This is a genomic window from Pseudomonas sp. NFIX28 (genome assembly GCF_900107395.1).
In the GTDB taxonomy this organism is placed as follows: Bacteria; Pseudomonadota; Gammaproteobacteria; order Pseudomonadales; family Pseudomonadaceae; genus Aquipseudomonas.
Genome location: NZ_FNPW01000001.1, coordinates 688,940 through 702,129 on the forward strand (window position 1 = coordinate 688,940; position 13,190 = coordinate 702,129).

Below are 13,190 nucleotides of genomic sequence, written 5' to 3' on the forward strand. Positions count from 1 at the left end.
AAAGAGGAGTTTCATGCAGAAGCCCCCTGACCAAGAAATTCACTAGCCTACTTCATATTAAAAACGACACCCCAGTCAAAAGCAGACCAACAACCAATAAGGTCGTGGTCAAGCGCGTGCTGACTCTAAGAGTAGGTTGATGTTCAACAAGCTTGCCAATAGCAAAATACAGCCTATCGAGTATCTGCTGCTCATCGAGCTCTTTTAGCTGAAAAATCGAGTCAATTATAGGTCCGGCATTGGGGAATGGATCATGTAAGAACGGAGCTGCATCAAAAGCACTTTGCTGTAATGCGCGCGCGGAGAGCAAAGCGGACGCAACAAGCACACCCAGCGCCATAACGGCACTTATTGCTTCTAGCATGGTGATCGTATTGAGAGCGGGAGAAACACTAAATCGAAGTATGGCGCCATATAAAGTTACCACCCCCGCCAATGCGCCGAGCGACAAGGTAAACATCAAGCGAAGGTAAACCGTCACTAAACTCCGTGAAACCGAAACCTGTTCAAGATAAATTTTGACAAGCGTTTCTATTGTCAAACGACGCGCCTCAAATGCAAACCGGCGATCATCCAAAGGGGTTACAGACTGCATTTAGAAAACCTCGCGACCCATATAAAACTCAAAACACAAGAAACCACTAAAGGGTACAACTCCGCCAACACTGTGCCATTTCGGGTTGGAGGCCGCATTTGCTGCTGGAACGATTGCCTTTGCTGGCCATATACGAAGTGGCAACCAGGTACCTGACCATTGATTGACAACCCAGGCATGATAGTTTAAAAAATTCTTGAGTCAAATTTGGCTCATTTGATATTATTTAGGCTGACATCGGGCCCGCATAGCGCATGCGCAAGGCGCCTCTTTCATACTCCAGCCAGGCCCCACCTATGGTGTTGATTTCCCATGACGAACGACTCATCAAGGCGCTGGCCGTGGCCATCGTCGAGGGGAACAGCCGTTCCTGTATGGCGCTAGCTCCCAGACCCGAACCGAAACCCAGGCCACGTCCTTCCAGGATCAACTCGATGCCCCCTACCCACACCGGCAACTTGCCGAACCTTCCCCTGGACGCGCTGATCGCCTGCCATGAATGCGACCTGCTCATGCGCCGGGAACCACTTGAACCGGGTGAAAAGAGTTGCTGCCCACGTTGCGACTTCGAGCTGGTCGTGCATCGCCATCAGTGGCAGCGTCGCTGCTTCGCCCTGGTCCTGACCGCCCTGCTCCTCTACATCCCGGCCAACTTCCTGCCGATCATGCACCTGACGCTCCTCGGGCAGACCCGCAGCGAAACGATCTGGACCAGTGTGCTCGGATTGTTCGAAAGCGATATGCCGGGGGTTGCCGTGCTGGTGCTGTTGAGCGGCATGGCGATTCCCCTGCTCAAGCTGCTGTGCCAACTGCTGGTGCTGTTGAGTCTGCGGTTCAAGGTGGCGCGCCCCACCGGCATTCTGCTCTACCGCACTTATCACCACCTGCGCGAATGGGGAATGCTCGAGGTTTACCTGTTCGGGATCCTGGTTTCCATCGTCAAGTTGATCGACATCGCCGACCTGAGCCTGGGTATCGGCCTGGCCTGTTTCGTCGCGTTGTTGCTCACCCAGGTCTGGCTGGAACTGAATATGCCCTCCCATCAGGTCTGGGAAGCGCTATCCAACGAGCAGCCTCGTCGGGTTCAACCCTCTCGCTTTCCTGAGTGACTAAAGACGTCTGGGGAGGTTCGTCAGAAAGTGACCCACCAATGCGGCAGGTTTTATCCATGTTATGTCCATGCCCATCCGGCCTGGGACAGAGCGGTATGAGCCATACAGCAAATTTCAGTGCCTATGTTTTCCACTAGGCTTGCAGTGGGCTCGACCTGGCCATCATGCGGTTGTTCGACTCAAAGGCTGGCCAAGTTTACTGATGATGCGTGATATCAGGAACCGCTCAGTTCCATAGGCGCTCACCGCTAATGCTTCGATCTTTGCGTAGAACTTGTGTCGCCCGCTCCACTGTTAGCGAGTTTGAGTTCTGTAATACGAACGTGTTTGTGCTGAATGGTGAACACGTTGAATTGCGTGTCCTACTTGATCAAAGGAAAGAAAAAATGACAGTGCTTATGGCATTACGGATATGTGGCTATGTTTGCAGCCTTAGCCTAATCCTCACTGGCTGTCAGGAAGAAAAACGATCGGAGGAAGCCCCGCGCCCCGTCCGCGCGGTAATCGCGAAGCCCGGTGTGATCGGTGAAGAAGTTGCCCAGACGGGCGAGATCCGCGCTCACATCGAGACCGATCTCGCTTTTCGTATCGCGGGTCGTATTGCAACCCGTAGCGTCGATGTCGGGATGAGCGTCGCCAAGGGGCAGGTTCTTGCAGTGCTCGACCCTAACGACATCCAGAATGAGGTACGGGTTGCCGAGGCCGAAGTGAGGAGCGCAGAAGCGGCAGAAGAGTTTGCCAGATCGGGGCTTGATCGACAGCGCATGCTCTTCGATAAACAGTTCGTCGCACGTGCCCGAGTGGATGAGGCGGCAGCCAACTGGCGGGCAGCAAACGCAAGGCTCAACGTCGCGAAAACGGGGCTGCTCACTGCACGCAACAAATTGAGCTACACCGAGTTACGCGCGCCCGATGCCGCTATCGTGAATGCGGTGATGGTCAATATCGGACAAGTCGTCGATGCCGGTCAGTTAGCAATCAAACTCGCCTCGACACATGAGCGTGACGCGGTCTTCAACGTGTCTGAACGACTCTACACTTCCGTACTCTCTGATGTGCAAGTCGAAGTCGCTCTGGTGTCAGACCCTAAGATCAAAGTCATTGGTTCTATTCGCGATGTGAGCCCGACCGCAGATGCAGCTACGCGCACCTATCGGGTCCGCATTGCTCTGCCAGAAACCCCGCCGGCCATGACATTGGGAGCCACTGTGACAGGGCGCCTGCTATTGCCCGGCAAGGCCCTGTTCATTCTTCCCGCCTCTTCCTTGACGAGTGAGGAAGGCAAGCCGGCAGTCTTTGTAATTCAACCGTCCGATCATGTACTTATCCGTAAACCTGTTGTTGTCACACGCTTCACTGCGACACAAGCGCTGGTCGAGTCAGGGCTCACCGAGGGAGATGCCGTTGTAACCGCTGGGGTCAGCAAACTCCGGGCCGGGCAAAAAGTTGTCTACGATACGGCAGAGGTGGCCCAATGAAGCCGAACACAATACCTCCAAGAGACCAGCAAGGATTCAATCTCTCGGCATGGTCGATCGGACAGATGCCGCTGATGTTTTTCCTCATGCTGGTCACGCTGGTCGGTGGTGCGATCAGCTATTCCAAACTGAGTCGTAACGAAGACCCGACGTTCACCATCAAGACGATGGTAGTGGCAGCTCGCTGGCCCGGAGCAACCATCGACGACACAACGAAACTTTTGACCGACCGCCTGGAGAAAAAGCTTGAAGAGATCCCCTATCTCGACCGGCTCGATAGTTACACGCGCCCGGGCGAAACCGTCATCATGGTCAACCTGCGCGATGATGCGCCGTCGCGAATAGTCCCCGATGCCTGGTATCAGGTTCGCAAGAAGATGGCCGATATTACCGCAACGCTTCCAAGCGGCGTGGAGGGACCATTCTTCGACGACGAATTCGGCGACACCTATGGACAGATCTTCGGATTTACCGCCGAGGGCTTCTCTGACCGTGAACTGCGTGACTACCTCGAAGGCGTGCGTGCGGAACTGCTGCGTATTCCTGGTATTGGCAAAGTACAGTTGCTGGGGGTGCAGGAGGAGCAGATCGTCATCGAATTCTCCCCTGGCCGGCTTGCGGCCTTCGGGCTTGACGAAGAGGCAGTCTTACGCGCCTTAAAGGCACAGAATGCCGTCATACCTTCCGGTACGGTGCGTCTGGCCGAGGACAAGATCGCACTGCGCGTCAGTGGGGGCTTCGCATCCGAGGAGAGCTTGCGGAATGTGACGTTGCGGGCGAATGATCGTTTCGTACCGCTCACCGAACTGGCCGTTATCCAGCGAATACCGGCTGACCCTCCAGCGCCACTGTTCCGGGTCAACGGCGAGAAAGCCCTCGGCCTTGCTATTTCGATGGCCTCGGGTGGTAATCTGCTCAGTTTTGGCGAAGCGGTACGAGCTCGCATGGATGACGTCAGGACGACGCTTCCTCACGGAATCGAGATGATCCAGGTCGCCGACCAATCGACAGTGGTGACGCAAGCGGTCAGTGGCTTCTTGACGGTCCTTGCCGAAGCGGTTGCGATCGTACTCGCGGTATCGTTTCTCTCGCTCGGCGCCCGGGCAGGGTTAGTTGTCAGCCTTTCGATCCCCCTTGTTCTGGCAATGACCTTCATCGGCATGGAGTTGACAGGCATAGGCTTGCAACGCATCTCGCTAGGTGCACTGATCATCGCCCTCGGTCTCCTGGTCGATGACGCGATGATCACCGTCGAGGCCATGGTTGGCAAATTAGAAGAGGGCTGGAATCTAAAGCGGGCAGCGAGCTTCGCTTATGAGTCAACCGCCTTCCCGATGCTGACGGGCACGCTTGTCATGATCGCCGGATTCATCCCGGTTGGTTTTGCGGCTTCAAGCGCGGGTGAGTACTGCTATTCGATGTTTATGGTGGTACTGATCTCGCTATCGGCTTCCTGGGTAGTTGCAGTCCTGTTCTCACCTTTGCTCGGAACCCTGATTCTACCCAAGTCATTGCCACATCACGGCCATGGCGCTGGTCGCATAATGCAAGCCTATGAGCGGGCGCTGTCCTGGGCCCTTGGTCATCGTGCAATGACCCTCAGCGTCGCCGTCGCGGCATTCGTGGCCTCGCTCAGCGCCGCAACCTATCTCGAACAGCAGTTCTTCCCCCCCTCCGACCGCCCCGAGCTTCTGGTCAGTCTGACGTTACCGCAGAATGCGTCACTGGATGCGACGACGCGCGAGGCGTCGAAGCTTGAGGAGCTGCTAAAAAACGACCCCGATGTTGAGCGCTTCTCGACCTATATCGGCTCCGGGGCAATTCGCTTCTATCTCCCCATGGAGGTTTTGCTCCAGAACGAAAACGTCACCCAGACGGTTGTTGTCGCGAAAGGCGTCAAGGAACGTGATGCGTTACAGGCAAGGCTTGCCGCGGCATTCAAGACGGAATTCTCCGGCCTCATCGCTCGCGCGACGCCGCTAGAACTCGGTCCTCCAGTAGGATGGCCACTCAAGTATCGCGTCACGGGACCCGATCAGAACAAAGTGCGTGATATCGCAGCACGTCTCGCTAACGTCATCTCTGCTAACCCGGACACACGTGAGGTTCACCTCCTGTCGGGCGAGCCACAAAGGAGTGTTCTTGTCGAAGTCGACCAGACTCAGGCGCGGGCCCTGGGTCTGTCGTCCGAAGATATCGCCAGTGCCATGGCGACCATTTTCTCTGGCTCTGCGGTGACGACGGTGCGCGACCAGGACCGACTCATCGATGTGGTGATCCGCGCGCAGATCGGGGAGCGCACCAACCTTGCAACGCTTGCCAATCTCCAACTCCGTACGGCCCAAGGCCATACCATCCCATTGACTCAGATCGCCAAGCTGAGTTTTGGAATCGAAGATCCCATCGTCTGGCGACGGCAGCGCCTCTCCCTGCTCACCGTACAAGGCGACGTTCGCGATGGACTCGAGGCATCGACCGTAGTGCAAGCACTCGCGCCCACTGTAGCGCGGTTCAGAGCAGAGCTACCCAAGGGGTACAAGGTTGAAACGGGCGGAGCGGTCGAGGAAGCGGCAAAGGGCAGTCAATCGCTGCTCGCCGTTCTACCGCTCACGGCGCTCGTAATGTGCGTGCTCTTGATGGTGCAACTGCGCAGTTTTTCCCGCATGTTCCTGGCACTCGCGATGGCCCCATTCGGACTCATCGGTGTCGTCCTGGCAATGTTGCCGACAGGCACGCCCATGGGCTTTGTCGCGCAGCTTGGGGTCATTGCGCTTGTTGGGATGATCGTGCGCAACGCGATCATTTTGATCGAAGAGGTCGACATCAATATGAATAGGGGCGAATCGCCCAGTGACGCGATCATGCATGCCTCAATACATAGGGCCCGCCCTATTTTGCTGACGGCCTGTGCCGCTATTCTCGGAATGATCCCGATCGCACCGCAGATATTTTGGGGGCCGATGGCCTATGCGGTGATTGGGGGGCTAGCCGTTGCGACAATCGTGACATTGACTGTCCTGCCTTGTGGCATTTCCCTTCTGCTTCAATGGGAGAGTCGTCGCAGGAAACCACAAGAGCCGTCTGCTCCTTCACGATCGGATATCAGCTCCGCTCCAGTACCTCGGACCTAGGTTGAGGTCACTCGAGTGATATCGGAATTGAACTGAAACAACGAGTGCTGAGTTAGAGGCACGCTTCGCTCTGCAAGCGTGCCGGCAAATCCTTCATGGCGCATGCGGCGTGAGATGATGAGCCGCGGTACACAACATGGATATTTCAGATCAAACTTCCTCCTCCACATCCTGATGTCTATTCGAATTAATTTCAAAAACCGATAGAAGCGACTGACGATTCGTACTGCCAGCAGCATCATCAGGACCACCTCGCGCCACTGGCAAAACTCAGCAACCCGGCACAGCTGGAACGATAGTGCCCGAAGGACCGGCTGCGAGGCGCTGTGGTACTCCAATACACCCTGGCTCCTAGAGGCTGACCTGACGCAATGCCAACTGCACGTCGTCAATTGAACTCGCCGCCCGATACAGAGGCTTGCCATCGATTCAGCGAGGCTTGGACGTCTTCTTTGCTCGTGGCGAACGCACTGTAGCGGTCGTAGAGCTAACGGTGACCATCAGCTGCTCGCTCAAGGTTTGGGCTCGGGCCTGTGCCGCCGCCGCTTGCTCGCGAACAGCTGCCAGTTCGCTCTGCGCGCCCAGCAATTGTCGTTGCAGGCCTTGGTATCGTTCGGCCGCTTCGTCGCCCGCCTGACGGGTAACATCCAACTGGTCAAGCAGAGCCTGGACTTGAGCGTGGGCGGTGGCTCGCTGTTCGCGCGCCTCGGCCAGTTCTGTCTGGGCTGACAGCAAGGATTGTTGCAAGACCTGCAGACGGCCATTGGCTTCCTTGAGCTGCCCCCCTAGCGTTTTGCTCTCCTCTCGGGCTCGATCGATCTCGCGGTACGCCCGGTTCTCGACATCGCGGGTGTAGCGCTGCTGCTGCTCACGCGCCTGCTCAGCCTGCTGACGCGAATCCTGCAGTTGCTGCCGGGCTTCCACCAGTTGTTGGCGCGCTTCGTCGCACTGATCGAGCAGTTCCTCGCGTTGCTGGCGCAGATCGTCGATCTGCGCCAGGCGCTGGACCAGCAACTGTTCCAGATCGCTTAGCCGGGTCTCGGCGCCCTGCCGCGCCGCGAGTGCCTCGGCCGTTTGTTGGCGGGCCTGGGCGGCTTCGAGCCGTGCCCGTGCGTCCAACACGGCCAGTTCCTCGCGTTCTTCGGCGAGCACCTGACGCTGGCCCGCGAGTGACTGCTCAGCAACGCCCTGGGCGAGCAGGGTCGCCTGCTGCCAGATGGCGACAAAGGCTTGCGCCACCTCCGCCGGCAGCCCGGGCAGACGGGTCTCGCCGCGCAGGCGTCCAGCCAGCTGTTCCCACCACTGATCGAGCAGCGCACCGACCCGCGCTGGGCTGCCGCGGCCCAGCTCCAGGCGCACGCGCTCCACCGTCGGCCGCTCGCCCCGCGCCAATACTGCATCGGCGGCAGCAAATACGTTGTTTTCCGGCACCCCTACTGCCACGGCTCATCTCCGACTATATTAGGTCTGATAATGAAAGATTATCCGACCTTATTTGGCCAGTATTGGAATTATAATACGTTGGACGTAATAGATATTACAGATCAGTTGCCACTGGTCGACGAAATGCCGCTGGATCCGCATGCCCTGGCCCTTAATGCCCAGGAGGCTGCAGCAGCGTTCATCGCCGCTGGCACCGCCGCGAATACCGTGCGCAGTTATCGCAGCGCCCTTGCCTACTGGTCGGCCTGGCTGCAATTGCGCTACGGCCAGGCACTGGGTGATGCTCCGCTGCCGCCGACCGTAGCGGTGCAATTCGTCGTCGACCACCTGGCCCGTCCACTGGCGGACGGCAACAGGGCCCACCTGCTACCGCCGTCAGTCGACGCTGCGCTGGTGGCGGCGCGGGTCAAAGCCAAGCCCGGACCATTGGCGTACAACACCGTCAGCCACCGCCTGGCGGTGCTCGGCAAATGGCACCGGCTCAACGCCTGGAACAGCCCGACCGAAGCCCCAGCACTGAAGACCCTGCTGCGCGACGCGCGCAAGGCGCAATCGCGCCAAGGGATAACCGTGCGCAAAAAGACCGCAGTGGTGGTCGAGCCGCTACAAGCACTGCTGGCCACCTGCACCGACGGCGTGCGCGGCGTACGTGATCGCGCCCTACTCCTGCTGGCCTGGAGTGGTGGCGGCCGTCGGCGCTCGGAGGTGGTGGGGTTGCAGATCGGCGATATACGAAAACTGGATGCTGACACCTGGCTGTACGCCTTGGGGGCTACCAAGACCGACACCGGCGGCGTGCGCCGCGAGAAGCCGTTGCGCGGACCTGCAGCGCAGGCCCTCACCACCTGGCTGGCGGCTGCACCAGCCGAATCTGGACCGCTGTTCCGGCGGCTGCACAAGGGTGGCAAGGTGGGCGCCACGGGACTGTCGGCCGACCAGGTCGCACGCATCGTTCAACGCCGAGCCCAACTCGCAGGCCTTGAGGGGGATTGGGCGGCGCACAGTTTGAGGTCTGGGTTTGTCACCGAAGCTGGGCGTCAGGGAGTGCCACTCGGTGAGGTCATGGCTATGACCGAACATCGCAGCGTCAGCACAGTGATGGGTTACTTTCAGGCGGGCTCGTTGTTGGGCAGTCGGGCCACTCAACTCCTCGGGCCAACACAGATAGCGAGCGAAGCTGCGCTAGAGCAAACGGCAGGATCAACAGTCTTCTGCGAACCAACCATGACAAGCACAGGAGACTAGCCAGCATCTGAGACATAGACCGCGCTTAAGTGCGTAGCCATAGCCCGACGGCATCAAGCTCTTTCCACTTGGCTAGGTACACCGTTTTGCGTCTCGCATACTAGTTTTCCCTGACCTGCCAAACAATGCTTAAGGCAATACGCTCAGCCGCTCTTCTCACAAAAACTGACTCACTTTTCTTCATTCCTTCAACAAATGGTTTAACTCGGAGCAGCAGCAGCGGAGGTAATTCGATAAATATTTTTACAGCCTCTTCAACTTCAGTATCATCAAGCAAATTTACTCCGTACTGCCCCAGCTCAACTAAGCCGCAGCGACGTACAAATGCATGCAAATATAACTGATCTGAATATTTCTGGACTACTTCTTGCCGTATCACTCCAATCACTACTCCGATCAAAATTAGAGCTGTCATTCTCGAAAAAGTGTTGGGATCCTCGCAACCAGCTATTCTTGCTTCAGCGCCATCGGGGTATGAATTCCTGGAGAGCCCGTGCTGGAAACCACGTGCAATTCCGTCCAGCCCCTTGGCCAGAGTTCTTGGATACAAAAAACATGAGAATAGAAATCTAACCAAAGACAAAAAACGACAACTCGGTATAGGCGACCTCAATCCCGGCAGGTGAAGATTTTTTGTTGCATGCGCCAAGTTTACATAATTCTGCACCCTAAAGGCGGATCTGATCATTAATGCATTAATAGAATGGTATTGCGTTTGATTGAGGTGATTCCTGGACAACGCTGTAACAGGGGGATAATTTAACTCAGAGGAAAAAGCGCTCCATGGTTTATCTGGACCAATTTTTGATTGCGTCGGCATCGTGCTCAATAGCTTGCGATGCGTACTACAAATTGGCTGATGAAGGCTACACCAGCATCTACGCCAGTATGGCAAACCGCCGCCCGCTATATCCTCTCGAAAACAGTCCAGGCAATATGCAAGTCTGTTCTTCCATGGGAAGCACCAGTTTACTTGATAGCTGAAGAACCTCTGAATCAAACTCAAGTCAAATTGAGCTTTATCAGCTATTAGATCAACCAACGCCACCGGCACGTCATAGTCAGGGTCTTTTGAAAATAAAAACCATTCTTCATGGATACTCAAACTTCCGTTATGCTCCACACGATAGACCCAGGATGAAAGGCATTCATCAATCTGGGGTCTAGGCAGGCCATTAATTTTCACAATCTAATACCCCCAGGGGGATGTGATCGTCTTATTCAGTAATTCAGGAGTAATTTTCTCCTCACCTGTTCTAATGGCGTAGCATGCAGTACTTCTTATTAACTTTACAACATCGTCCATTCTCCCGAGAGTGCTGGACAGCAATAACCCAACAATTTCCTCCCTATCCAGGCCTGACGAGTACTTCAGTGGCAACATCTCTTCAAGCCCCGCAAGAAACGATCTGAAGCCCTCGGTTTCACTCCAGTCAGTAAGCTGAAACTTAATAAACCTCCTACTAAGCTGTTTATCTGCTGCAAGTGCGTTCCCTGCTGAGTTAGTGCCGAAGCCAACTACAGACAAGCCAAAAGGTGCATTAGACAAGCCTTTCAATAGAGAAAGATGTTTCCCTTGCTCTAATCGGGGAACAAGCATTGCGTCATGCAACTCGTCAATAACTATCCCCCTTATATTACGCAACCTTATCACTTCCTCAAGCTCGACCATCAACGAATCAGATTTACGACCAACACCTCTCGTCGACTTACAAGGGACCCCTAATGCATCCGCTATCAACTCATTAAACTTATAACCGTAAGGATTGACATTCAACGCAACATAAATCAATTTTTCTTTAAATCGGCTTTCCCGCTTTAGCTGATTGATAATACTTGTCTTACCTGTGCCACCCTCACCGCAGACAATCATACAGGGCGCTTGGGATCTTCTCGGAAGCTCACAGAAATTATTGACGATGTCAGAAATTTTTGCAGCCAAAGGATAGTCCACCCAAACCTTATCGTTCTGAATTTCTTTAATTCGGCACTCATCGCTCAACGCCAGTAGCTTTCGAGTTGATGACAAAAGATGCAGGCCAACAGTCGTCATTTATTTACCCTTCTAAAGGGCTCTGATTTTTTCGAGTAATCCGGCCGTTCGTTTTTTACTGTACTCTTCTCCGCTTTAGGCGCGGACCCGGCAGCGTTTCTAACCCCATGATATGCATTGAATGCTGCAACTTTACGCCTCTCCTTTTTCGTAAGCTTTACACTCTCACGCACAAGTTGTTCATTTTCTTCTACTACTCCAATCAAGGAGGGAGTCGTCAGCGCCCCATTTCTAGCACGCCGGTTTCTTAAACGAATATCTTCTAGGGTGCAGTCCTCTAACGTTTGATCTGAAAAAGTAAGGGGCTCATATTCATTATTAAGTCTTGCCCAGATAGTTTTCATGGAAAACGGGTCATACTTTATCGTCACATCGTTATGTCCAACATATAGTCGCAGAGTTGGACTCCAATACTTGCACTGGTATAACGACACACCATCAGGTCGAATTGTTCTCCGTTCCTCGGGCATAAAGTCCATTCGAAGATCCATTGGACGTGCCACCATAGGAGGGTGACGCGGCCCTTCCTCATGATTTGCGAAATACCTATTCCATACCTCTGAGGGCGAACACCCTAAAGCTCTATGGACACGTCCATGGTAGATGGCAACCTCCCCTGCGAACCATCTACAAAACTCCCTGAAGGTTAACGAAGCTTCTTTCTCACTATTTACACCTTTCCTTTGGACAGTGTTAGACATCGTTGAACCGGGTAAAAAATGTATATATTCATTCATCATAGTCCCAATCAAACGCTCAATATGCCCGCCGTAGTGCTTCCTTCCAAGAGGCCTCCATTTAGGTTCGATATCATTTCTTGCGCAAGCTTTCTGGAACCCGGTGGTCTTGAACTCCTTAGCGTTATCCATATGAATAATTTTGAACTTTCCATAATATGGGTACTCTGCAGGCAATCGTCCTAGTTGCTCCATGAATGCTTTCTTGGGCAAAATAGCATGAGATATAGCGCATGCTACAGAAAGTGACGAGGGGGCGTGCAGAGCCAAATAATACCCGAGCATTACACGGGTATTCTTTTCGAGAACCACTGTTAGCCAAGGCCGCCCTATTGGCCGCCTGTCTTTTTCATCAACCACAATCACATCAACCTTGGTGTGATCCATTTGAACAAACTCTAATGGCGCATGCGTAATTAACTTTCCCGGCCGGGCTTGGTATTTTTGTTGCGCAGCCTCATGCCCATATTTCTTTTTATAAAGTTCAACCTGATCAAAACTCTTTACTCTCGCAGCCACCGTATTTATAGATGGAGCTTTTTTCCCAGTGCCAATGCATAACTGCTCAACTTTACGCCACACTCGAGCGATTGTCGCAGACTTCCCTTCATAGCTGGTTTTTATTGCTGACGCAATAAACCCTTCGACTTCTTCATCGATCTTTAACACGCCTGGTGCTGGACCTCGCTTTAGTCTTATTAGTGAGTACAGACCTGCATCTTTGTCATACATTCTCAGAAGCCTGTAGAACATTCCATTAGATACACCAAGACGACAACATGCTTCAGACCTGCCAATCTGTTTACTTCGATATTGCCCTATGACTTCAAAGCGAACTCTTGCAATTTCTAGTTCTCCAAAGTCGTCAGTCAAAGACCTGGCTTGAGCGGCAATCGGCACTACTATTTCTTTATCAGGGTCATACCCCGGATCTATATACTCAATATTCTCAATATCAAAAGTCTTCTTTTTTCGCGACTTGCTAATCTCTACTTCAACTAATGAGCCAGGCAAGCATTTTGTAATTACAGCTAAAGCCCCCCCTGCAACCACCAATAGACCTGGCTTCACTTCTATGCTTTTCATCTCGCCGCCCACAAGCGAAAATATAAATAGGACAATAGCGTTGGCTTCTTTTTACAAGCTGTCAACCTGACCACCAACTAGTCAACCGCAGACAGTACTTGCCCCCCCATTATGAATCAATAACTTACGGGCAGCGATAACGCGACAACTGCAGAATTACTCCATAGTCAGCTGACGAATGGTGGAATTTCAGCAAGCGTTTAAGAAAAACAGCATCAACAAACTTCAGTGAAAGGCTCTTCGCGACTAAAGGCAGGTAGAGAGAAGTGACTAAAATTCAGCATTCAAAGGGTGTAAATCAGTGATTGAC

General features: G+C 53.9%; 9 protein-coding genes. 4 read left to right on the forward strand and 5 right to left on the reverse strand.

Annotation, left to right across the window (positions count from 1 at the left end; translation table 11 throughout):
• Positions 1-52: 52 nt before the first annotated feature.
• Positions 53-595: a hypothetical protein gene (locus BLV20_RS03015; protein WP_053261175.1), complete on the reverse strand. Its 543-nt coding sequence runs from the start codon at positions 593-595 to the stop codon at positions 53-55.
• A 434-nt stretch (positions 596-1,029) separates the two neighbouring features.
• On the opposite strand from BLV20_RS03015, the gene BLV20_RS03020 reads away from it, so the two are divergent.
• The 3 genes from BLV20_RS03020 (at position 1,030) to BLV20_RS03030 (ending at position 6,316) form a co-directional block, all read left to right on the forward strand.
• Positions 1,030-1,704 (forward strand): paraquat-inducible protein A, encoded by a 675-nt coding sequence (locus BLV20_RS03020; RefSeq protein WP_053261174.1) that lies wholly within the window; start codon positions 1,030-1,032, stop codon positions 1,702-1,704.
• 389 nt (positions 1,705-2,093) lie between these two features.
• The gene (locus BLV20_RS03025) at positions 2,094-3,185 is read left to right on the forward strand and encodes an efflux RND transporter periplasmic adaptor subunit (protein ID WP_053261173.1); all 1,092 of its coding nucleotides are present in this window, start codon (positions 2,094-2,096) and stop codon (positions 3,183-3,185) included.
• A complete protein-coding gene (locus tag BLV20_RS03030; protein ID WP_092296732.1) occupies positions 3,182-6,316 on the forward strand; it encodes an efflux RND transporter permease subunit in 3,135 nt (1,044 codons plus the stop codon). Before BLV20_RS03025 ends, BLV20_RS03030 begins: the two co-directional genes overlap by 4 nt.
• Positions 6,317-6,745: 429 nt before the next feature.
• On the opposite strand, the gene BLV20_RS03040 is transcribed toward BLV20_RS03030, so the two are convergent.
• A complete protein-coding gene (locus tag BLV20_RS03040) occupies positions 6,746-7,759 on the reverse strand; it encodes a DNA-binding protein (protein ID WP_092296735.1) in 1,014 nt (337 codons plus the stop codon).
• A gap of 78 nt (positions 7,760-7,837) precedes the next feature.
• On the opposite strand from BLV20_RS03040, the gene BLV20_RS03045 reads away from it, so the two are divergent.
• On the forward strand, positions 7,838-9,004 hold the full coding sequence (locus BLV20_RS03045; protein ID WP_173613349.1) for a site-specific integrase: 1,167 nt from the start codon (positions 7,838-7,840) through the stop codon (positions 9,002-9,004).
• Positions 9,005-9,104: 100 nt separating this feature from the next.
• Here BLV20_RS03045 and BLV20_RS30835 read toward each other — a convergent pair whose 3' ends face one another.
• Genes BLV20_RS30835 through BLV20_RS03055 form a run of 3 tightly spaced genes read right to left on the reverse strand, consistent with a single transcriptional unit; the run spans position 9,105 to position 12,880 of the window.
• Positions 9,105-10,190: a TniQ family protein gene (locus BLV20_RS30835; protein ID WP_139192671.1), complete on the reverse strand. Its 1,086-nt coding sequence runs from the start codon at positions 10,188-10,190 to the stop codon at positions 9,105-9,107.
• Between the two features lie 3 nt (positions 10,191-10,193).
• The gene (locus tag BLV20_RS03050) at positions 10,194-11,057 is read right to left on the reverse strand and encodes a TniB family NTP-binding protein (protein WP_238437348.1); all 864 of its coding nucleotides are present in this window, start codon (positions 11,055-11,057) and stop codon (positions 10,194-10,196) included.
• Positions 11,054-12,880: a Mu transposase C-terminal domain-containing protein gene (locus tag BLV20_RS03055; RefSeq protein WP_139192672.1), complete on the reverse strand. Its 1,827-nt coding sequence runs from the start codon at positions 12,878-12,880 to the stop codon at positions 11,054-11,056. Before BLV20_RS03055 ends, BLV20_RS03050 begins: the two co-directional genes overlap by 4 nt.
• Positions 12,881-13,190: the final 310 nt, after the last annotated feature.